Here is a 21,450-nt window from a genome sequence, read left to right as displayed (position 1 = left end):
CACCGCGCTTACACCACCGCCGTCTCGCCCCAGATGTCCTCGAGGTAGCGGTTCGAGGCCCGCAGGCCGGCGAGCCACGCCTCGCCGTCGGCCTCGCCCGCGCCGGTCTTCGCGCGGAACACCGCGACCAGGGCCGCGCGCACACCGGGCGCCATGGTCGAGGCGTTGCCGCACACGTAGACCACGGCGTCCTGCTGCATCGCCGCCCACACCTCGTCCGCCGCGCCCTCGAGCGCGTGCTGGACGTAGCGGTACGGGTAGCCCGACACCCGCGAGTACGCCGGGAACAGGGTCGCCACGCCGGCCTTGTCGAACGCGGCGAGCTCGTCGGCGTAGAGCAGGTCGTCCTCGGGGTCGCGGCAGCCGAGGAACAGCAGCGACCGCGCGATCGGCACGCCCTTGGCGCGCAGCGACTCGCGCTCCTGCAGGAACCCGCGGAACGGCGCCATGCCCGTCCCCGCACCCACCATGATCATCGGGATGTGCGGGTTCTCCGGCGGGCGGAACGCGATGCTGGGGCTGCGCACGAACGTGAACACCGTGCCGCCCTCGGGGACCTCGTCGAGGTGCCCGGAGCACACGCCGCGGAAGGTCGACCCGTCGCCCGCGCGGGCCGGGCCCTCGAGCACCCCGACCGTCAGCGCGACGTCCGACGACGCCTGCGGCGACGAGGAGATCGAGTAGAAGCGCGGGCGCAGCGGGGGCAGGAGGTCGAGGAAGTCCGCGAAGGTCAGCGCGCAGTCGGGGTGCGCCTCGAGCAGCTCGAGCAGCGTGCGGCGCGGCTTCGCGATCCGCTCCCGGTACTGCGCCTTCGCCTCGTCGTCGGTGCCGGCGAGGGCGGCGAGCCCGTCGCGGGCCGTCCCCTCCGGCATCGCCGCCGCCATCGCCGCGAGCCCGGCGCGGCTCGCCACGTCCTGCAGCTCGACGCAGCCGGCGAGGATCGCGAGCAGCGGGTAGGGCTCGCCGACGGGCAGGTGGGTCGGCGCGCTGCCGCCCGCCGTCAGCGTCGCGAACTGGCCGCCGTCGAGGCCGAAGCGCCGGATGACGCGGTTGACCAGCGACATCGGGTTGCGCGGCAGGACACCGAGGTGGTCGCCCGTGCCGTAGGTCGTGCCGGTGGGCATGGCGATCTCGAGGTGGCGCACCGAGCGCCCGCCCGGCGTGCCCGCGCGGGCGGTGAGCTCGCGGTTGATGCGCACCGTCGCCGCCTGTCCCCGATAGGACTGCAGCACCGGGCTCGCGGTCCGGCGCTGCTCGAGCGCCACCGCCAGCCGCGGGCCGCCCCCGGCCGTCGCGGTCGCCGACGCCTCGAGGCCCAGCGCCGCGCCCAGCGCGCCCCACAGCCCGCCGTACCAGTCCTCGAACTGCGCGTCGAAGTCGCCGCGGGCGTCACCCTCGCCGCGCGGGTACACGCGCGTCCCGCCCCGGGCCTCGAGGCCGGCGTCCACGCGGGTCGGCACGGCCTGGTAGGTCGCGGCCCAGTCGCGGTTGCCGCAGCCGAAGACGGTGAACCGCACCCCGGTCGCCGACGCGGCGGCGGAGTCGAGCCAGGCGCAGAACTTCCCGGCGTTGTCCGGGGGCTCGCCGTTGTAGGAGGAGGTCACGACGACCACGGCGCCCTCGGTCGGCAGCTCGCCGACCGCCTCGTCGAGCGCGGCGGTCCGCGCGGTGTACCCGCGGTCCGTGGCATCGCGGGCGACGCGGGTGGCGAGGTCCTCGGCCGCGCCGAGGTTGGAACCGAACAGCACCAGCAGCGGCGTGCCGTGCCGGTCCGCGGGCGTGACCGGCAACGCCGCGGGACGCGGCTCGGCGGCCGCCACCGCCGCGGGGCGCGCCGCCGACCCCCACGTGCGTCCTTCCCGGGGCCGGACGGTGATCGTCAGGCCCTCGGGCTTGATGGTCAGCGACTCCTTGATCTTCAGCTCGTAGTTCGCGTGGTCGACGAGGTCGAAGCGCTGCAGGACCATCCCGAGCACGAGCACGGCCTCCTGCAGGGCGAACTGCCGGCCGATGCACGCCCGCTGCCCGGAGCCGAAGGGCCGGTAGGCGTTCGGGGGCAGCGCGTCGAGGCGCTCCGGGGCCATGTGGTCGGGGTTGAACTCCCGGGCATCGGCGCCCCAGACCTCCGGGAGCCGGTGCAGCATCGGGGTCAGCGCGACGATCCCCGTCCCCGGGTCGAAGGGGCCGTAGCCGCCGACGGTCTCGCCCGGGTTCCGGGCCTGGCGCGTGAACGCGGGCGCCGTCGGCCAGAGTCGCAGCGTCTCGTCGAGGATCTGGCGGACGTAGGTGAGCCGGCCGACCTGGGCCACGGTCGGCGCCGCGGACGGGTCGGTGCCCAGCACGCGGTCGACCTCCTCCTGGGCGCGGGCGACGACGTCGGGATTCTTGAGCAGGTAGGCGATCGCGAACGACAGGAGACCGCTCGTGGTCTCGTGACCGGCGATGAGGAAGGTGCCGCACTGGGCGACGATGTTGTGGTCGGGCAGCGTGTTGCCCTGCTTGTCGGTGCCGACCAGCATGTGCCCGAGCAGGTCGCTGCCGGGATCCCCGGACGCCCGCCGCTCCTTGACGATCTTGTCGATCGTGTCGTCCATGAACTTCGCGTTCGCGAGGAAGCGCTGCTGGGCGCCCCGGCGCATCTTGATCTGGATCGGGAGCATCTGCTGGCGCTTGAGGCTCTCCGAGAGCGACTCCATCATCGCCTCGACGAAGGGGTGCTGGGTGTCGCGGTAGAAGGAGTTGAAGCGGTAGCCGAAGCCGCACAGCGCGATGGTGTCGAGCGTCAGCCGGGTCATGTCGCCCGCCACGTCGATCGGCTCGTCGGGGTTGAGCCGCTCCCACTTGAGCATCAGCTGCTGGGCGATGTCGACCATCGGGTCGAGGTAGCCCTTCATCGCCCAGGTCGAGAAGCTCGGCAGCAGGATGTCGTGCGCGGACTTCCACAGCGGGTCGGCGGTGTCGGCGGTGAACAGGCCGGCGCTGGTGTGGGTCTTGCGGATCTCGCGCTGGCCGGTGCCGACGAGCTTGTCGAAGCGGGCGTCGTCGCAGAGGTCCTGGACCATCTCCAGGCCGGAGACGACGAACGTCGTGCCGCCGGGCGTGTGCAGCTGGAAGATCGGGCCGTACCGGTCGGCCAGCTCCATGATGCTCTGGATCAGCCGGTGCGTGTCGATGTCGCGCGCGTTGCCGATGACCGGCAGCGGCTTCGGACCGGGGACCTCGGAGAGCGGGCGGGGGGTGGTGGTCATGACTCGCTCCTCGGGCTCAGGACGGCGGGGGTCGGGTCGGGCGACGGTGCCGGGGCTCCCCGACGGACGTGGCGGTCGTGGCGCAGCAGGACGACGGCGACGAGCAGCACCCAGGCGGGCAGGACGAGCAGGCTCGCGGGGTGGTCGGTGGCGGTCAGCAGCAGCCAGGTCGCGAGCAGGTACGCGACGACCGCGGCGCCCCGGGGCATGACGCCCGCACCGCGCAGCAGCGTCGTCGTGGTCAGCGCGAACATGCCCGCCCCGCGGACCGAGAACAGGAAGACCAGGCCGTAGCCGAGCGCGGAGAGCCCCCGCGCGATCTCGGGGTCGAGCGGCGCGCCGCCGCCGATCGTGGTCAGCAGCACCGGCGTGGCCATCGCGGCGGTGCCGGCGAACAGCAGCCCCACGAACAGGACCCCGGAGAGCAGGTTGAGCCCGTCGGCCATCGCCGAGGGCTTCGTCTCGAGCGCGTCGATCACCGAGCGCATCGCGACGGCGAACCAGAGGAACGCGATCCCGGCCAGCGGCACGAGGTAGATCGCGACCGCGGTGACGAGGGTGTCGCCGGCCCCGTCGTAGAAGGCGGCGTAGTCGCCGACGGGCGCGTTCAGGTGCGGGATGCCGTTGACGCTCACCAGCGCCGCGACGAACAGGGCGGCGAAGACGATGCCCAGCACCGCGGCCAGCCGCGGGGTCGCGGGCCTCACCGCGACCACCGCTCCTCGGACGGCTCGGGCTGCAGATCCTCCAGGATCCGCAGCAGGTCGAGCGTGCCGGAGAACGCCTGCTCACGGCCGGTCTCGGTGATCACGGTGCCCTCCAGACGCCCGTCGGACGTGCGGAGGAGATCGACCGACAGGTGCATGGGGACCTCCTCCTCGACGCGGTCGAGCGTGCGCCGCCGGAGGGGTCGTGCACCCCGTCCGGACCTTCCAGTCCGGTTTCCAGTCAGTGGTGGCGCAGGCGCACCAGCTCGCGCCGGGAGGCGATGCCGAGCTTCGCGTAGACGTTGGACAGGTGGTAGGCGACGGTGCGCGGGGTGATGTAGAGGTCCTGGCCGATCTCGCGGTTGGTCAGGCCGCGGGCGACGAGGGCGACGACGGCCTTCTCGTGCGGGGTGAGACCGAGCGCCTCGTCCGTGGCCGCCGGGGTCAGCCCGGCCCCGTGCAGGAGGGACTCGCAGCGCGCCCGCCACGGCGCCGCGCCGAGCCGGGCGAGGGTGTCGCGAGCGCCGCGGAGCAGGTCGACGCCGGCGCGGCGCTCGCCGCCCGCGAGCAGCCGGCGCCCGATCTCGGTCTCGAGCCGGGCGAGCGCGTGCGGCGCCGCGACCCCGTCCACGCCGAGCTCGGCCACCGACCGCGGGCGCCCGCCGTCCCGGCACAGTCGCAGGCGGGCGGCGTCGACCCGGTGCCGTCCCGCCGCGCGCTGCTCCAGCCCCGCGAGCGCCGCGTCCGCCTCGTCGGTGCGCCCCAGGGCCAGGAGCGCCTCGATCTCGAGGACCCGCGGCGCGAGCATCCCCAGCCCGTCGGCCAGGGCGCGCACCCCGGGGTCGCGGGTCGGCGCGAGGGCCTCGAGGACGCCGGCCGGGTCGTCGGACACCTCGGCGAGGCGCGCCGCGGCGATGGCCGCGCAGACGTCGATGCCCCACCAGCGCGGCCCCGACGCCGCGGCGGCCGCGAGGTGCGCGCGGGCCTCGTCGGTGCGACCCCGCACGGCCAGGGCCTCGGCGGCGAAGGCGTGGGCGAACGCACCGGGCAGGGCGGTGCCGCCGTCGCGGGCGAGGGTGACGGCCAGCTCGAAGCCCTCGACGACGCCGTCGGGCGCGCCGGTGCGGTCGGCGACCGCGGGCCGGAACGCCAGCGCCAGCGCCAGGCCGCGCACCGGCTCGCCCGCCCGCGCCCGCTGCACCGCCTCGTCGAGATCGACCGCGGCCGCCGGGTCGTCGCCGGCGAGCGCGGCGAGCACCCCGCGCACGATGACGGCGTCGACCAGGGGCGGGCGCCCGTCGCCGGCCGAGGCGCGGTCGAGGACGGCGCGGGCGTCGGCGCCGCGGCCCAGGGCGGCGAGCCCGAGGACGAGCGCGAGCCCGCCCGGCAGGCGCACGTCGGCGCCGCGGGCACCCTGGGACAGCGCGACGCCGGCGGTGGCCACGGCGCGCTCCGGGTCGCCGTGCAGCAGGTGCAGGATCGCGAGGTGTGCGGCGGCGCCCGCCCGGGCCCGGTCACCGGGGCGCTCCTCGCCGGGGGCGCTCGGCTCGGTCGCCAGCGCCGCCTCGAACCACTCCCGTGCCACGCCGAACCGCCCCGTGAACAGGGCGAGCTGGCCCAGCACCGCCGAGCGCCAGGGCCCCGGCCGGCAGCCCTCCACCGCGTCGGCCAGCGCCACGGCGCGCCCGATCTCGCCGTCGCCGATGAGGCGTGACGTCGCCGCCAGCAGCCGGCGCTCGCGGTCGTCGGGCGCGGTGCTCAGCTCCGAGGCCGCGCGCAGCAGATCGGCGGCCTCCGCGCCGGCGAGGGCGCCCGGCGCCGCGACCAGCTCCTCGATCTCGGAGGCGAGCGCGGGGTCGGGCCCGGCGGCGGCCGCGATGCGGTGGTCGAGGGCGGCCCGCCCGGCCAGCCGCGCGGCAGCGGCGGCGTGCAGGGCCCGGCGCCGCGCCGGGGGCAGGTCCCCGCGGACCGCGGCGCGCACGAGGGGGTGGACGAACCCGATCCGCACCGGCGGCCCGCCCGGGAGCTCCTCGACGAGCCCGAGCCCGACGCCCTCGTCGAGCGCGGCGGAGGGGTCGTCGAGGCCCGCGACGGCGGCGGCGAGCGCGAGCGGGGCGCTCTCCCCCAGCACGGCCGCCGCGACGACGAGCGCCTCGGTGCCCGGCGCCGCCCGCGACAGCCGCACGAGCAGCACCGAGGGCAGGCTGCGCGGGGCGGGCAGGACGTCGGCGGTGCCGGCGAGGACCTCGGGCGGCAGCTCCTCGAGCAGCGTCCGGGCGTGCAGCGGGTGCCCGCGGGTGTGGCGCCAGAGCCGCTCGGCGGCGCCCGTCGAGCCCAGCGGACGCCCCAGCGCCGCCGCCAGCTCGGAGAGCTCGCCGGGGTCCAGGCCCTCGAGCCGGACCCGGCGCACCGTGTCCCCGGTCGCGGGCAGCCGCTCCCACCACCGTGGCGCGACCGGCCGGTCCCCCTCGTCCGCGTCGCCCGGCCCGACCGCGGGGTGGCGGATGCCCGCGAGGACGAGCACCCGGTCGTGGCGCAGGCGGCGCAGCGCGAACACCAGCGCGCGCACCGACGCCGGGTCGGCCCACTGCACGTCGTCGAGCACGACGAGCACCGGGTCGTCGTCGGGCACCGCGCCCAGCGCCCCGAGGAGGTCCGCGCCGACGGCCAGCGGGTCGGCCCGCGGCGCGCGGTCGGGGCGCAGGAGCGGGAAGCGGTCGAGGAGCCCGGGCGGCAGGCCCGCGACCACCTGGTCGAGCAGGCCGTGGGCGAGCGCGGACTCGGCGGCGTCGCCGGTGGCGGTGAGCACGGCGGCCGCGCGCCGGCCGGCGGCGGCGCGCGCCAGGAACGCGGTCTTGCCCGCGCCGGCCTCGCCCTCGACCCACACGACGGCCGGGCGACCGGCCCGCGCGTCCTCCCAGGCCTGGTCGACCTCCGCGAGCGGACCCCGGCGCCCGACGAAGACCGGGCCGGTCACGGCGCGCCGCGACCACGCGGGGTCGGGGCGCGTCGTCATGATTCAGAACGAAGCGCACCCCTCGCGGTCTGTCCAGGAGCACTTCCGTGGGAGACGGCGCGGTAGCGCTGCGTGTCCGGCCTGGTCAGCGGCGTACGGAGAGCCCGACGCGCTGGAACTCCTTGAGGTCGGAGTAGCCGGTCTTGGCCATCGCGCGGCGCAGCGCCCCGAAGAGGTTCATCGTGCCCGCGCCGGAGCGGGCGGGGCCGGTGAGCACGGTCGCGAGGTCGGCGGCGACGGTGGGCACGCGCGTGATGCCGCTGCGGGGCAGCGAGGGGTGGGCCGCCGACGGCGTCCAGTACCAGCCGCCGCCGGGAGCCTCCTCGGCCGCGGCGAGCTGCTCGCCGAGCATCACCGCGTCGGCGCCGCACGCGATGGCCTTGGCGATGTCGCCGGACGTGCTCATCGCGCCGTCGGCGATGACGTGGACGTAGCGCCCGCCGGTCTCGTCGAGGTAGTCGCGGCGCGCGGCGGCCGCGTCGACGAGCGCCGTCGCCATCGGGACCCCGATGCCGAGCACGTCGTCGGTGGTGGTCGCCGCCGACTGCCCGTAGCCGACGATGACGCCGGCGGCGCCGGTGCGCATGAGGTGCATCGCGGTGCGGTAGTCGCCCACCCCGCCGGCGACGACGGGGATGTCGAGCCCCTCGATGAAGTCCTCGAGGTCGAGCGGGCCGTCGGTCTCGGCGTGGTCGCCCGGGACGTGCTCCGCCGAGATGATCGTGCCCTGCACGACCAGCACCTCGACACCGGCCGCCAGCAGCGTGGGCGTGAGCTCGCGGGCGTGCTGCGGGCTGACGCGCGCGGCCACCGTGGCGCCGGCGGTGCGGACGCGGTCGAGCGCCTCGGTGAGCAGCGCGGGCTGCACGGGCGCGGCGTGCAGGCGCTGCAGCTCCGCGACGGCCTCGGCGGGGTCGGTGGCCGCGCGGGTGACCACCTCGCCCAGCGCCTTCTCCGCCTCGGCGTGGCGGGCCCACAGCCCCTCGGCGTTGAGCACGCCCAGGCCGCCGAGCTCGCCGACGCGCGCCGCCGTGGCCGGGCTGACGACCGCGTCGGTGGGGTGGGTCAGCAGCGGGAGCTCGAAGCGGTAGGCGTCGAGCTGCCAGGCCGTGGACACCGCCGACGACGACCGCGTGCGCCGCGACGGGACGATGTCGAGGTCGTCGAAGACGTAGCTGCGCTGGGCGCTGCGGTTCCGCCCGATCTCGACCTGCTCGCGCACGCGGCGGTCCTCTCCTGCTAGCGCGCGCCGTAGTTCGGCGCCTCGGCGGTCATCGTGACGTGGTGCGGGTGCGACTCGGCGAGCCCTGCCGCGGTGATCCGGACGAGGTGCGCACGCTGCAGCTCGTCGATGGTCCGCGACCCCGTGTAGCCCATCGCCGCCCGCAGCCCGCCGACGAGCTGATGGGCCACCTGGGCCAGCGGCCCCCGGAAGGGTACGCGGCCCTCGACACCCTCGGGCACCAGCTTGTCGTCGGAGAGGACGTCGTCCTGGAAGTAGCGGTCCTTGGAGTACGAGCCCTGCTGGCCGCGGCTGCGCATGGCGCCGAGCGAGCCCATACCGCGGTAGGTCTTGAACTGCTTGCCGTCGAGCAGCACCAGGTCGCCGGGCGTCTCGGCGGTGCCCGCGAGCAGCGAGCCCAGCATGACGGTGCCCGCCCCGGTCGCCAGCGCCTTGGCGATGTCCCCGGAGGACTGCAGGCCGCCGTCGCCGATGATCGGCACGCCGTGCGGGGCCGCGGCCGCGGCCGCCTCGTGGATGGCGGTGATCTGGGGGACGCCGACGCCGGCGATGACGCGCGTGGTGCAGATCGAGCCGGGGCCGACGCCGACCTTCACCGCGTCCGCGCCCGCGTCCACCAGGGCCTGGGCGCCCGCGCGCGTGGCGACGTTGCCGCCGACGACCTCGACCCGCTCGCCGAGCTCCTGCTTGAGCTTGGCCACCATCGCGGTGACCGCCCGCGAGTGGCCGTGCGCGGTGTCGACGACGAGCACGTCGACCCCGGCGTCGACCAGCGCCATGGCCCGCGACCAGGCGTCGTCGCCGACGCCCACTGCGGCGCCGCACAGCAGCCGGCCGTCGGGGTCCTTGGTCGCGAGGGGGTACTGCTCGGTCTTGACGAAGTCCTTGACCGTGATGAGGCCGCGCAGCACGCCGGCGCCGTCGACCAGCGGCAGCTTCTCGATCTTGCGGCGGCGCAGCAGCCCGAGCGCGGCCTCGGCGGTGACGCCGACCTGCGCGGTGACGAGGTCCTCGGCGGTCATCACCTCGCGCACCCGGCGCGAGTGGTCGACCTCGAAGCGCATGTCCCGGTTGGTGATGATGCCGACCAGGCGCCCGCCCTCGTCGACGACGGGCAGCCCCGAGATGCGGAACTTGGCGCACAGCGCGTCGACCTCGGCGAGCGTGTCGTCGGGCGAGCAGGTGACCGGGTCGGTGACCATGCCGGCCTCGGACCGCTTGACCACCTCGACCTGCGCCGCCTGCTCCTCGGCCGGGAGGTTGCGGTGCAGCACGCCCATGCCGCCCTGGCGCGCCATCGCGATCGCCATGCGGGACTCGGTCACGGTGTCCATCGCGGAGCTGACGAGCGGGACCCGCAGCGTGACCCGGCGCGTCAGGCGCGCCGACGTGTCCGCCTCGGAGGGCACCACGTCCGACTCGCCCGGCAGGAGCATGACGTCGTCGAAGGTGAGTCCGAGCAACGCGAACTTCTCGGAGTCGAATGGTCCAGCTCCGCTGCGCTCCGTGTCCCCCCGACCGGGCTCGTTCAGCACCATGGCCCCGATCGTAGTCCGCCCTCCGACGGGGTCCCCCGGGCGCGCACACCGCCGCTGGGTGTCGCGCGTCGCCGCACGGGTAAATTGCTGGTCGTGGCCTACGAAGCGCTGCCGCCCGATCCGTTCGCGGGAGACCCCGCGGACCCCGCTCGCGCGCTCGGGGGACCGGACGGCGACGCCCCCGACGACGCCCCCCTCGACGACGCCGAGCGCGACGAGGTGGTGGCCGACCTCGGCGACCTCGCGGTGTTCGAGGCCCTGCTCGCGCCCCGGGGCATCCGGGGTGTGGTGGTCGACTGCGAGGACTGCTCCGAGCAGCACTACCACGACTGGGACCTGCTGCGGGCGAGCCTGCAGCAGCTGCTCGACGAGGGCCACATGCGCCCGCACGAGCCCCCGTTCGACCCGGACCCGGCCGCCTACGTCACGTGGGAGTACTGCCGCGGTTTCGCGGACGCGACGCTCGCCGAGTAGCACGACTCACACAGACGACCGGCCCGGCCCCCGAGGGGGCCGGGCCGGTCGGCGTTCGGCGGGTGTCAGCCCGTGGTGGGCGACGTGGATCCCGAGCTCGACGACATCCCGCTCGGCGTCGGGGTCCCGGCCGGGTCCTCGGTACCGCGCGTGCTCGGGTCGACGGTCTGCGGCTCCGGACCCGCGGGGTCCTCGGCCGGCGGGGCCGCGGGCTCGGCCGGGCTGACCGTGGCGGTGTCCTCCGGCGCCGGCGGCGACGTGGGCTCCGACGAGCGCGGCGAGGAGCCGGCGGTGGGCTCGCGGGTGGGCGACGGGTCGCTCGACAGGGAGGTCTGCACCCGGTCGCGCTCGGCCACCAGCGGCGCCCGCTGCTCGGGGGCGACCTGCGGGATGGCGACGTTGGCCTGGGCCAGCTCGTTGCGGGCGGCCTGGGTGTCGCCCCGGGCGAGGGCGCCGTTGGCGGCCTCGATCCGGTTGCGGACCTCCTCGACGCGCTCGACGCCGGCCGCGCGCTCGGAGAAGAAGACCTTGGAGACGCCCCAGAGGGTGTCGCCGGGCATGGCGCCGTGGACGGCGACCGTGAGGCCCGCGCACGCGACCGCGGCGGCGACCGCGGCGATGGCGAACGGCATCCGCCGACGCCCGCGCGAGCGCAGCCGGTCGCGGCTCTCGTGGCCCGCGGTCACGGCCTCGGCCGCCTCGTCCAGCGTCACGAGCTCGGGCATCGGATCGGCCTCGATGTCGGCCCGCCACGCCGCGAGGATCGCCGCGAGCCGGTCGTCATCGGTGCCGCCGCCGAAGCCGTACGCGCCGGTGTCACCCGCACCGCCGGCACCGCCGGCGAGCGCGTCGATCAGGGCGTCGTCCGCCCGGACCGCCGCGAGGTCGACGGGGCCGTCGACGAGGTCACCCTCGGACCCGCCCGACGCCCTGTGGCCGCCCACTCAACTCACCTCTTCCGAGATCGCGGACACCGCGGTCCGCAACTTTGACAACGCCCGGTGCTGGGCCACCCGTACCGCCCCGGGGGTGGACTCGACCGCTTCCGCGGTTTCCTCCGCCGACAGTCCAACGACGACACGCAGCACGAGGATTTCCCTCTGTTTGGGCGGCAGCGTGTCGAGGAGCTGACCCATCTGGACGGACAGCGCTCCGTTGAGTGCCCGCTGCTCGGGCCCGTCCCGGTGATCGAGCTCCTCGGGGAGCTCGTCCACGGGTTCGGACCGGCTGCGCGCGACCGACCGGTGCGCGTCGACGACCTTGTGGGCCGCGATGCCGTAGACGAAGGCGAGGAACGGACGGCCCTGGTCGCGGTATCCCGGCAGCGCGGTGAGCACGGCCAAGCACACCTCCTGGGCCACGTCGTCGGCGGAGACCGACGACCGTTCCTGCCGACCGATGCGCGCGCGGCAGTACCGCACGACCAGCGGCCGGATGATCGCGAGAACGCGGTTGAGGGCCGAGCGGTCGCCGTCGTTGGCGGCGGCCACCAGGCCCTCGAGATCGTTCCCTGCGTCAGTCATCGCTCCACGTGGCCCCGGTGTTACGCGGGGCGGTGGCGCCGGGTGCATCGGGGTCGGGGCCACCGCCGGACGGTCCGGCGCCCCGGCCGAGGTGAGGGGGCCGGGCGCCGTCAAGGTCGTCTCAGCGTAGCGGGCGGTCCCGGGGTCCGGCGCGGGCCGCGGGGCGGCGTTCGCCCGATCCGGGGCACGCCACCGGTCCGCGGCGCGGTGGACCGCCCGCGGGATACCGATCACCGGCGTCGGGACGTCGTCGGCGTGGACCCCGTGGGGCGGGCCGACCGAACCGCCCGAACGGCCGTCGTTCCGGGAGGCGGTCAGGAGACCAGGCCCCGTCGGAAGCCGTGCGCCACGGCCTGCGCACGGTCGCGGACGCCGAGCTTGCGGAACAGGCGCCGGGCGTGGGTCTTCACCGTGTCCTCGGACAGGTAGAGCTCCCGGCCGATCTGGCCGTTGCTCTTGCCCTGCGCCATCCCGCGCAGCACCTGCAGCTCCCGCTCGGTGAGCTGGACACCCGAGTCGGCGGGGGTGCGCGGCGCCGGCACCGAGGTGCTGGCCAGCGTGTGGGCGAGCGCGGCGACGAGCTCGGGGCGGGACGCGTCCCAGCGCAGGTAGCCGCGGGCCCCGCCGGCGATGGCGGCGGCGATGCTGCCCGAGTCGTCGGGGGCGCCGAAGACGATGACGTTGGCCTGCGGGTGCGCGGCGACGAGCCGCCGGGTGGCCTCCACGCCGGTGGGCACGGCGCGCTGGGTGCCGACCAGGACGACGTCGACCGTCTGCCGCGAGAAGCGGGTGAGCAGTTCGTCGCCGTGGGCGACGCAGTCGATGCGGTGGACACCCGGGACCGCGGACATCACCCTGGTGAGGCCTTCACGGACGCTGCGACGGTCGTCGCAGATCAGCACCGTGGTCACGGGAGCTCCTTTCTGCAGCGACCCTGCAGCCGATGAGCGAGCACTCTCCCCCATCGGCGCGCCGACCGACGAGCTTGACCCGCCGCCCGGAGCGAATTCGGTACGACGTCCGGCCGGTTCGCGTCCGCGGTCGGCTGGCCGCTCGGCGTGCCGGTCCATGCGCTCTCCTTGTACGACGGGCGCAGGACGTGCCACGCCTCGATGGGGCCGAGGGCCCTCCACGGCCGAATCGGCGCCGGTCGGCGGACCGACCGGCCGGTGTGGCGACCCTCCCCCTGTTCAACGTGCGGGCGACCCTACGGTGACGACCGGAGATCCACCGATGACGACCGTCCGGCGACACTCCCGTGTACTCCGCGTGCGGGGAATGATCACGGATCGGAGCCGGTTCGGCAAGCACCCCGACATGTAGGCGACCGCTCACCGATGAATACATCGAGGAATGGCGCACGTCGCATGTACTTGTCGGGTCGTGCACAACCGCCATAGGGTCCAACCACGGTGGTCGCGGTGCGCGCCGAGAAGCGCACGCAGCGTGACCATCTGCAGGTGCACGGCGCGGTGCGGAGCCGGTCGCGGTCCGCACGGGGCGTGCGTGGAGCCGGACCCGCGGGTCCTCGCGACGTGGAGGTGGCACATGGCGGACGTCCGCCGGCTGCCGGGACCCAACGCTGACGTGTGGGACTGGCAGCGCCTCGGGGCCTGCCGTGGCATGGACAGCACGTTCTTCTTCCACCCGGACGGTGAGCGGGGCCCCGCGCGGGCGCACCGGGAGCGGCGCGCCAAGGCGGTCTGCCGCGACTGCCCGGTGATCGAGCCGTGCCGCCGGCACGCGATCGCCGCCGGCGAGCCCTACGGCATCTGGGGCGGGATGTCGGAGTCCGAGCGCGTCGCGGCCGCCACCGGCCGGCCCCGCCGCCTGGGCTGACACAGCACGGCCACGGACGACGACGGGCCCCCGGCCGGCGGCCGGGGGCCCGTCGTTCTGTCGTGCGGACTAGTGACCGTGGCCGTGGCCGTGCCCGTGGCCACCGGCGGCGCCCGCCGGCTCCTCCTCCTCGGGCTTGTCCACGATGGCGCTCTCCGTGGTGAGCACCATGCGGGCGATGGAGGTGGCGTTCTCCAGGGCGGAGCGCGTCACCTTCACCGGGTCGATGATGCCGGCGGCCATGAGGTCGCCGTACTCCTCGGCCGCGGCGTCGTACCCGTGGCCCCAGCCCGACTCGGCGACCCGGGCCGTGACGACGGCACCCTCGAGCCCGGCGTTGTGGGCGATCGCCTTGAGCGGCGCCGCGAGCGCGCGGCGCACGAGGGCCACCCCGGTGGCCTCGTCGCCGGTGCGGCCGAGGCCGTCGGCGAGCTCCGCCGCGGCGTGCAGCAGCGCGCTGCCGCCGCCGGGGACGATGCCCTCCTCCACCGCCGCGCGGGTGGCGGCGATGGCGTCCTCGATGCGGTGCTTGCGCTCCTTCATCTCGGTCTCGGTGGCCGCACCGACCTTGATGACCGCGACGCCGCCGGCGAGCTTCGCCAGCCGCTCCTGCAGCTTCTCGCGGTCCCAGTCGGAGTCGGTCTCCTCGATCTCACGCCGGATCTGGGTGACGCGGGCGTCCACGTCCTCCCGGCGCCCGCCGCCCTCGACGAGGGTGGTGGCGTCCTTGGTGATCACGGCGCGGCGCGCGCTGCCGAGCACCTCGGGGCCCGACTCGGCGAGCTTGATGCCGACCTCGGGGTTGACCACCGTGGCGCCGGTGGCGGCCGCGAGGTCGTCGAGGAACGCCTTGCGGCGGTCGCCGAAGAACGGCGCCTTGACCGCGGCCACCTTCACCGTCTTGCGGATCGAGTTGACGACGAGGGTCGACAGGGCCTCGGCCTCGACGTCCTCGGCGACGATCAGCAGCGGCTTGCCCGACTCCACGACCTTCTCCAGCAGCGGGAGCAGGTCCTGGATGGAGCTGATCTTCTCGCGGTGCAGGAGGATCTGGGCGTCCTCGAGCACGGCCTCCATCGAGTCGTTGTCGGTGACGAAGTAGGGCGAGATGTAGCCCTTGTCGAACTGCAGACCCTCGGTGATCTCCAGCTCGGTGGCCAGCGTCGAGGCCTCCTCGACCGTGATGACGCCGTCCTCGCCGACCTTCTCCATGGCCTCGCCGATGAGGTCGCCGATCGTCTGGTCGCGCGAGGCGACCGCACCGACGGCGGCGATGCCCTGGCGGCCGTCCACCGGGGTGGCCTTCGACCGCAGGATCTCGGTGACCTTCTCAGTGGCGGCGAGCATGCCGGCCCCGAGCGCGGTCGGGTTGGCGCCCGCCGCGAGGTTGCGCAGACCCTCGCACACGAGCGCCTGCGCGAGGACGGTGGCCGTCGTCGTGCCGTCGCCCGCGACGTCGTTGGTCTTCGTGGCGACGTTCTTCGCCAGCTGCGCGCCGAGGTTCTCGAACGGGTCGTCGAGCTCGATCTCGCGGGCGATGGTGACGCCGTCGTTGGTGATCGTCGGACCACCGAACTTCTTCTCCAGGACGACGTGACGGCCCCGCGGCCCGAGGGTCACCACGACCGCATTGGCCAGCTGGTCGACCCCGCGCTCGAGCGCGCGGCGGGCGGTCTCGTCGAAGGTGATCTGTTTGGGCACTGAGCCAACCTTTCCGGCAGAGTCTTCCTCACGGGCTCACGCGGGGAACGACGCCGCCCCGGCGCCCCGTGGGGGCCACCGGGGCGGCGTTCGTGTCCTGCGGTGCGCGCGGGTCCTAGTTGACGACCGCCAGCACGTCGCGCGAGGAGAGGATCAGGTAGTCCTCGCCGTTGTACTTGACCTCGGTGCCGCCGTACTTCGAGAAGATGACGACGTCGCCCACGGCGACGTCCAGCGGGATGCGGTTCCCGTTGTCGTCCACGCGGCCCGGGCCGACGGCGAGGACCTTGCCCTCCTGGGGCTTCTCCTTCGCCGTGTCCGGGATGACGATGCCGGAAGCGGTCGTGGTCTCGGCCTCGCTGGCCTGCACCACGAGCTTGTCCTCGAGCGGCTTGATGTTCACGCTGGCCACGTCGGTGACCTCCACCTGTCTGGAGTCGGAGCGGATGCGTCCTGTTGTCCTCACGGCACCGGGGGTCCGCCCCGCCGTCGCGGGAGCCGGGGCGGCTCCGACGCCGTGCTGATTGGCACTCTAGCGCCGAGAGTGCCAAGCCTTCAACGAGGGGCGTCCGCGGGCGTGCCCCCGACCGTGACACCGCCGGGCGGCCGGCGCATCGTATGGGCGTCGGCGCCCGAGGAGTAGTAGCGCCGGCGGGTGCCCAGCACCGCGAAACCGGCGGCGCGGTAGAGGCCCAGCGCCGGCGCGTTGTCGACGCGGACCTCGAGGTAGGTCGTCGCCCCGATCTCGTCCGCCGCGGCGAGCAGCCCGTCGAGCAGGGCCCGCCCGACGCCCCGGCCCTGGTGGGCGGGGTCGACCCCGATCGTGTGGATCTCGGCCTCGGCCTGCTGGCCGAGGCGGCCGGGCAGCAGGGCCACGCCGCCGTAGCCGATCAGCCGCCCGTCGTCCCGGGCCGCGAGGTAGCGGTGCCCGGCGCGCAGCTCGTCGCGGAAGGCGCGCGCGCTCCACGGGTCGTCGCCGGGGAAGAGGATCGCCTCGAGCTCGGCGCAGCGTTCGGCGTCGGCCTCGGTCAGCGCGTCGAGGACGACGTCGCTCACGCGCGGGTCACGGCCTTGGGCGCCCCGGGCGGGACGGCGTCGGGCCGGCGCAGGTAGAGCGGCACCAGCGGACCGGGGTCGGCGCCCGCGCGCAGGGCCGGCGCGGCGACCGCGACGAGGCCCTCGGGGCGGGGGCCGGGCGCGCCGTCGGGAGCGCCCACCCGCCCGGCGTCGACCTTCTGGGCCGCGTCGCCCACGACCCGGTCGACCGGGCCGAGGTCGCCGTCGGGACCGAGGCGCGCGGCGAGCTCGGCGGGCGCGACGACCTCGGGACCATGGGTGCGGACACCGTCGGCGAACCGGCTCCAGTAGACCTCGCGGCGCCGCGCGTCGGTGACGACCAGGACCGCGCCGGGGACGCCGACGGCCAGGGCGTCGTGGGTCGGGACGCCGTGCACGGGCAGGCCGAGCCCGTCGCCCATCGCCGCGGCGGTCACGAGCCCGACGCGCAGGCCGGTGAAGGGGCCGGGGCCCAGCCCGGCGACGACGGCGTCGAGGTCGGCGCGGGTGCACCCCGCCTCGGCCAGGGCGTCGGCGACCGCGGGGGCGAGCAGCTCGGCGTGCGCGCGGGCGCCCTCGGCGTCGCGCGCGGCGAGGGTGACGGGCGGCGGGAGACGGAGCGGAGCGGAGCTCGACCCCGAGGAGCCGTCGTCGGGGAGCTCCACCACGCCCGCCGTGATGCGGGCGGTGGCGGTGTCGAGGGCCAGGACGAGCACGGTCCGACCTTACGGACCGGAGGCGACCAGCCTCGCGGGCCCGTGGAGGTGCGCCTCGCGGTCCTCGGCCGTGCTCGAGCGGTCCAGCCGGACCAGCAGGTGCTCGGCGGCGAGGTGCTCGGCGACGCCCTCGCCCCACTCGATCACCACGGCGGCGCGGGTGAGGTCAGTGTCGAGGTCGAGGTCGTCGAGCTGCGCGGCGACCTCGCGCGGGTCCGGGGTGACGGCGGTGCCGACCCCGAGGCGGTAGGCGTCGACGTGCACGAGGACGACGCCGCGCCCGCCGAGCGCGGCGGGCAGGGGCGGGTGCTCGCGCGCGATGACGAACGTCGGCGAGGTGACCGGCCCCTCGACGCCCAGGCCCTCGCCCACGCCCGCGGCGAGGCAGGTCTTGCCGGCGCCCAGGGGACCCGCGAGCACGACGAGGTCGCCGGGGCGCAGGCGCGCGCCGATCTCCTGCCCGAGCGCGGCGGTGTCCGCGGCGGTGGGCAGCGCGACGCGGCGGTCGGCGATCAGGTCGGCGCTCATGCCCGGCGGCGGGGTCGGCGCAGGCCGCGGCGCGGGCGGTCGGTCCGCGGGGCACCGCCGGGCCGCAGCCGGCGCAGGACCTGGCTGCGGTGGGTGCAGCGGCGCAGCAGCTCGAGCAGGGCGGCGTCGTACTCGCCCGGCTGCTCGAGCATCGCCATGTGTCCCGCGCCCTCGAGCGGGAGCAGCTCGGCGTGCGGCATCTCCGCGGCGATCAGCTCGGAGTGCTCGTAGGGGATCATCCGGTCGCGCGTGCCGCCGGCCACCAGCACCTCGCACTGCGACAGCCCGGCCAGCGCGGCGCGCCGGTTGTGCGTCGAGAGGGTGTTGGCGAACGAGGTGAGCGCGTCGAGCGGCGTCGAGGCGATCGTGCGGTCGACGAGGTCCACCAGCGCGGGGTCGGTGGAGCGGTCGCCGAACGACAGGCCCTGCACGAACGCCCAGATGACGTTGCCCGCGGCGCGGCGCACCCGGTCGGCGAAGGCGGGCTGCCAGTGCGCGATGCGCCCGAGGACGTTGACCGTCGGGTTGCGGTGCGACAGGACGGCCTGCTTGAGGCCCCCGGCCATGACCTCGCCGGCCGAGGTGCACAGCAGCGAGACCCCGACGATGCGCTCCCGGAAGAGCTTCGGGTTCCGCTCGGCCAGCGCCATGATCGTCATGCCGCCCATGGAGTGGCCGACGAGCACGATCGGACCCTCGGGCACGACGGCGCGCAGGATCGCGTCGAGGTCGGCGCCGAGCTGGGCGATCGTGCACGACCGGGCGCCGGCCTGCGCGGACCGGCCGTGGCGGCGCTGGTCGTAGAGGACCGTGCGCACCGACGGCTCGGTGAGCTCGGAGAGCATGCGGCGCTGGAAGTGCCAGCACTTGCGGTCGAGGGCGAAGCCGTGGACCAGCACCACGGTCAGCTCCGGCGTCCCGCCCTCGACGGGGTCGACCTCCTCCACCGAGAGCCGCACCCCGTCGTCGGCGGCGACCGACGACTCGCGCCCGGCCGGGACCAGCCCCAGCATCGAGGGATGGGCCTTCTCCTCCTCGGAGAGGCGTTCGCGCTGGCGCAGGATCCGCGACCGGGCGCGCCCGGCCCCGACGGCGCCCGCCGCGGCCGCGCCGCCCAGCACCGTGCCCGCCACGGCCCCGGCGACGGCGCCGGGCGAGAGGTGGTGGGGCTGACGGGGACGGTGCTCGGCGCTCACGCCGTCGACCCCCTCGTCCGGGTCACCCGGGGCCGGCACCCGACACCGGTGACGACCTCGTAGTGGATCGTGTCGAGCCAGCGGGCCCAGTCGAGCGCCGTCGGCTCGCCCGCGTCGCCCGGGCCGAAGAGCAGGACCTCGTCGCCGGGGGTCACGGTGTCGGTGTACTCGGCGGCGGGACCGAGGTCGACCACGACCTGGTCCATGCACACGCGTCCGACGACCGGTCGGCGCCCGCCGGCGAGCTGCACCGTCATCGTCCCTCCGAGCCGTCGCGGCACCCCGTCGGCGTACCCCGTCGGCACCAGCGCCAGCACCCGGTCGTCGGGGGCCACCCACTCGTGACCGTAGGACACACCTTCCCCGGCGGCCACGCGTTTGACCAGCGCCACGCGGGTGCGGAAGGTCATGATCGGCCGCAGGCCGTGCTGGTCCGCCGCCTCGAGCGGGTCGAGCCCGTAGACGGCGATCCCGGGCCGCACGAGGTCGAGGTGCAGGTCCGGACGGGTGAGGGTGGCGGCGGAGTTCGCAAGGTGGCGCCACGGGCGCGGGCCGCCCAGCCGGTCCCCGGCGACCCGCCAGGCCTCGTCGAGGCGCTTGGCCTGGACGTCGATCGTGGGGTGGTCGGGGGCGTCGGCGTGCGCGAGGTGCGACCACACGGCGGCCACCTCGACGTCGCCCGCGGTGCGGGCGAGCTCGACCGCGTCGAGCAGGTCGGCCCACGCCTCGGGCGGGCAGCCGTTGCGGCTCAGCCCGGTGTCGATCTTGAGGTGGACGCGGGCCGTCCGCCCGGCGCGCCCGGCTCCGGCGACGACGCCGTCGAGCTCCGCGCGGGAGGAGACGCCGAGGTCGACCCCGTCGGCGACGGCGGGGGCGAAGTCGTCGTCGGGCAGGTGCAGCCACGACAGCACCGGGGCGGTGATCCCGCCGCCACGCAGCTGCGCGGCCTCCTCGAGGGTGCAGACGCCGAGCCACGTCGCGCCCGACGCCAGCGCCGTGCGCGCGACCTCCACCGCCCCGTGCCCGTAGCCGTCGGCCTTGACCACCGCCATCGTCGCCGCGCCGGACCTCCGGGCGAGGGCGGCGAGCAGGCCGACGTTGTGGGCCAGGGCGTCGTGGTCGATGCGGGCCTCGACGCGGGGACGGGTGCTCGTGGAACTCGTCACTGCACGGCCTCCCGGACCTCACGGATGGCCCGTGGCAGGGCCCGTTGGACGAACGACGCGGGCACCGGCGAGCCGGGGCCGTCCGTGGCGCCGGCCCCGACGTCGGCGGCGCGCGCGTGCACGAACGCCGCGCAGCCGCCCGCCCACCAGGGGTCGAGCCCGGCGGCGAGCAGCGCGCCGGCGACCCCGGAGAGCACGTCGCCCGACCCCGCGGTCGCGAGCCAGGCGCTGCCCGCGGGGTGCACGAGCACGCGCCCGTCGGGGGCGGCGACGATCGTCGCGTTGCCCTTGAGCAGCACGGTGACGCCGAGGTCGGCGGCGGCGCGCCGGGCGGAGTCGACGCGGTCGTCGGTCAGCTCGGCGACGCGGGCGAACTCGCCGGCGTGCGGGGTGATGAGGACCGGGGCGCCGCGCGCCCGCTCGCGCAGCCCGGCGTGCTGCCCGAGCAGCGTCACCGCGTCGGCGTCGGCGAGCACGGGCAGGCCCGCGTCGAGGACGTCGCCGAGGGTGCGCGCGCCCGCGTCGTCGGTGCCGAGCCCGGGGCCGACCACCCAGGCCTGCACGCGCCCGGCCTCGCCGACCGTGTCGGTGGCGACGATCTCGGGCCACGCGGCGCGCACCTCGTCGGCGGCGCTGCCGGCGTAGCGGACCATGCCGCTGGTGGACAGCGCGGCGGCGCCACTCGCGAGGACCGCGGCGCCCGGGTAGGTCCGCGAGCCCGCGGCGACGCCGACCACGCCCTGGGTGTACTTGTCGTCGCCGGGACCGGGCACGGGCCAGCGCGCACCGACGTCGGCCGCCTCGAGCACGCGCACCGGGGCCGGCGGCAGCTCGGGGCCGATCCCGATGTCGATCAGCGTCACGGGCCCGCACCGGGGCGCGGCGAGCACGTGGACGGGCTTGCGGGCGCCGAAGGTGACGGTGGCGGCCGCCCGCACGGAGGCCTCGGCGGGGACGCCGGTGAGCGGGTCGACGCCGCTCGGGGTGTCGACGGCGAGGACCGGGACGCGGGCGCCGGCCGCGGCGTCGGCGAGGGTCGCGGCCTCGGGGCGCAGGCCGCCCTGCGCGCCGGTGCCGACGATGGCGTCGAGCACGAGGTCGGCGCGGTCGATGGCGGCGACGCCGTGCTCGACGTCGGTGACGACGCGGCCCCGCTGCCGGCGCAGGGCCGCCAGGCCGTCGGGGTGGGCGCGGTGCGGGCTCAGCAGCACCGCGGTGACGGCGACCCCGCGGCGGCGCAGCTCGTAGCCGGCCCACAGCCCGTCGCCGCCGTTGTTGCCCGCCCCGGCGAGCACGACGACCCGGCGGCCGGGAACACCCCCGGTGCGGCGCGCGAGCTCGGCCAGCGCGACCTGGGCGACGCCCCGGGCGGCGCGGCGCATGAGCGCACCCTCGGGGGTCCGCGCCAGCACCGGCTCCTCGGCCGCGCGCACCTGCTCGGGCGTCCACACGCCGTACACGATCGCTCCCTCCGCCCCATGTGAGCGAACTTCGGGGCT

At 75.9% G+C, this 21,450-nt stretch carries 19 protein-coding genes; 2 read left to right on the top strand and 17 right to left on the bottom strand.

The annotated features are described in order from the left end of the window. Nucleotides 1-8 precede the first annotated feature (8 nt). The 6 genes from PHK61_RS09145 to guaB all read right to left on the bottom strand — a co-directional run bounded on the left by PHK61_RS09145 (nt 9) and on the right by guaB (nt 9,752). Nucleotides 9-3,248, bottom strand: a complete 3,240-nt coding sequence (locus PHK61_RS09145; protein WP_274280650.1) for a bifunctional cytochrome P450/NADPH--P450 reductase — start codon at nt 3,246-3,248, stop codon at nt 9-11. Further along, entirely contained in the window at nt 3,245-3,955 is a 711-nt protein-coding gene (locus tag PHK61_RS09140) for a hypothetical protein (protein ID WP_274280649.1), read from the bottom strand. The genes PHK61_RS09145 and PHK61_RS09140 overlap by 4 nt, the downstream gene beginning before the upstream one ends. Further along, nucleotides 3,952-4,113 (bottom strand): hypothetical protein, encoded by a 162-nt coding sequence (locus tag PHK61_RS09135; RefSeq protein WP_274280648.1) that lies wholly within the window; start codon nt 4,111-4,113, stop codon nt 3,952-3,954. Before PHK61_RS09135 ends, PHK61_RS09140 begins: the two co-directional genes overlap by 4 nt. A gap of 83 nt (nt 4,114-4,196) precedes the next feature. Then, nucleotides 4,197-6,971 carry an AAA family ATPase gene (locus PHK61_RS09130; protein ID WP_274280647.1) on the bottom strand — a complete coding sequence of 925 codons (2,775 nt, stop codon included), beginning with the start codon at nt 6,969-6,971 and terminating at the stop codon, nt 4,197-4,199. Nucleotides 6,972-7,056: 85 nt separating this feature from the next. After that, nucleotides 7,057-8,193 carry a GuaB3 family IMP dehydrogenase-related protein gene (locus tag PHK61_RS09125; RefSeq protein ID WP_274280646.1) on the bottom strand — a complete coding sequence of 379 codons (1,137 nt, stop codon included), beginning with the start codon at nt 8,191-8,193 and terminating at the stop codon, nt 7,057-7,059. A gap of 17 nt (nt 8,194-8,210) precedes the next feature. Next, nucleotides 8,211-9,752 (bottom strand): IMP dehydrogenase, encoded by a 1,542-nt coding sequence (gene guaB, locus PHK61_RS09120; protein WP_274280645.1) that lies wholly within the window; start codon nt 9,750-9,752, stop codon nt 8,211-8,213. An 87-nt stretch (nt 9,753-9,839) separates the two neighbouring features. Between guaB and PHK61_RS09115 the strand changes: the two genes are divergently transcribed. Then, nucleotides 9,840-10,226: a DUF5319 domain-containing protein gene (locus tag PHK61_RS09115; protein ID WP_378023403.1), complete on the top strand. Its 387-nt coding sequence runs from the start codon at nt 9,840-9,842 to the stop codon at nt 10,224-10,226. 65 nt (nt 10,227-10,291) lie between these two features. On the opposite strand, the gene PHK61_RS09110 is transcribed toward PHK61_RS09115, so the two are convergent. From PHK61_RS09110 to PHK61_RS09100, 3 genes are all read right to left on the bottom strand, one after another. Further along, nucleotides 10,292-11,170 (bottom strand): anti-sigma-D factor RsdA, encoded by an 879-nt coding sequence (locus tag PHK61_RS09110; RefSeq protein WP_274280643.1) that lies wholly within the window; start codon nt 11,168-11,170, stop codon nt 10,292-10,294. Then, the gene (locus PHK61_RS09105) at nt 11,171-11,749 is read right to left on the bottom strand and encodes a sigma-70 family RNA polymerase sigma factor (RefSeq protein WP_274280709.1); all 579 of its coding nucleotides are present in this window, start codon (nt 11,747-11,749) and stop codon (nt 11,171-11,173) included. It abuts the gene before it with no gap. A gap of 314 nt (nt 11,750-12,063) precedes the next feature. Then, on the bottom strand, nt 12,064-12,660 hold the full coding sequence (locus PHK61_RS09100; protein WP_116709579.1) for a response regulator transcription factor: 597 nt from the start codon (nt 12,658-12,660) through the stop codon (nt 12,064-12,066). A 637-nt stretch (nt 12,661-13,297) separates the two neighbouring features. On the opposite strand from PHK61_RS09100, the gene PHK61_RS09095 reads away from it, so the two are divergent. Continuing rightward, on the top strand, nt 13,298-13,588 hold the full coding sequence (locus PHK61_RS09095) for a WhiB family transcriptional regulator (RefSeq protein ID WP_274280642.1): 291 nt from the start codon (nt 13,298-13,300) through the stop codon (nt 13,586-13,588). Between the two features lie 69 nt (nt 13,589-13,657). Here the strand turns inward: PHK61_RS09095 and groL are convergent, their stop codons facing one another. From groL to PHK61_RS09055, 8 genes are all read right to left on the bottom strand, one after another. Then, nucleotides 13,658-15,289, bottom strand: a complete 1,632-nt coding sequence (gene groL, locus PHK61_RS09090) for a chaperonin GroEL (RefSeq protein ID WP_274280641.1) — start codon at nt 15,287-15,289, stop codon at nt 13,658-13,660. Between the two features lie 115 nt (nt 15,290-15,404). After that, nucleotides 15,405-15,716 carry a co-chaperone GroES gene (groES, locus tag PHK61_RS09085; protein ID WP_116709688.1) on the bottom strand — a complete coding sequence of 104 codons (312 nt, stop codon included), beginning with the start codon at nt 15,714-15,716 and terminating at the stop codon, nt 15,405-15,407. A gap of 128 nt (nt 15,717-15,844) precedes the next feature. Further along, complete coding sequence (gene rimI / locus PHK61_RS09080) at nt 15,845-16,345, bottom strand: ribosomal protein S18-alanine N-acetyltransferase (RefSeq protein WP_274280640.1); 501 nt, start codon at nt 16,343-16,345, stop codon at nt 15,845-15,847. After that, nucleotides 16,342-17,061 (bottom strand): tRNA (adenosine(37)-N6)-threonylcarbamoyltransferase complex dimerization subunit type 1 TsaB, encoded by a 720-nt coding sequence (gene tsaB, locus PHK61_RS09075; RefSeq protein ID WP_274280639.1) that lies wholly within the window; start codon nt 17,059-17,061, stop codon nt 16,342-16,344. Before tsaB ends, rimI begins: the two co-directional genes overlap by 4 nt. A gap of 9 nt (nt 17,062-17,070) precedes the next feature. Then, entirely contained in the window at nt 17,071-17,589 is a 519-nt protein-coding gene (gene tsaE / locus PHK61_RS09070; protein WP_274280638.1) for a tRNA (adenosine(37)-N6)-threonylcarbamoyltransferase complex ATPase subunit type 1 TsaE, read from the bottom strand. After that, on the bottom strand, nt 17,586-18,785 hold the full coding sequence (locus tag PHK61_RS09065) for an alpha/beta fold hydrolase (RefSeq protein ID WP_274280637.1): 1,200 nt from the start codon (nt 18,783-18,785) through the stop codon (nt 17,586-17,588). Before PHK61_RS09065 ends, tsaE begins: the two co-directional genes overlap by 4 nt. After that, nucleotides 18,782-19,951, bottom strand: a complete 1,170-nt coding sequence (alr, locus tag PHK61_RS09060; RefSeq protein WP_274280636.1) for an alanine racemase — start codon at nt 19,949-19,951, stop codon at nt 18,782-18,784. Before alr ends, PHK61_RS09065 begins: the two co-directional genes overlap by 4 nt. Continuing rightward, complete coding sequence (locus tag PHK61_RS09055; RefSeq protein WP_274280635.1) at nt 19,948-21,411, bottom strand: NAD(P)H-hydrate dehydratase; 1,464 nt, start codon at nt 21,409-21,411, stop codon at nt 19,948-19,950. Before PHK61_RS09055 ends, alr begins: the two co-directional genes overlap by 4 nt. Nucleotides 21,412-21,450 lie beyond the last annotated feature (39 nt).

The organism is Actinomycetospora lutea (genome assembly GCF_028737205.1).
GTDB lineage: Bacteria > Actinomycetota > Actinomycetes > Mycobacteriales > Pseudonocardiaceae > Actinomycetospora > Actinomycetospora lutea.
The sequence above is the reverse complement of the archived record's forward strand: the minus strand, read 5'-3'. Positions and strand labels throughout refer to the sequence as shown.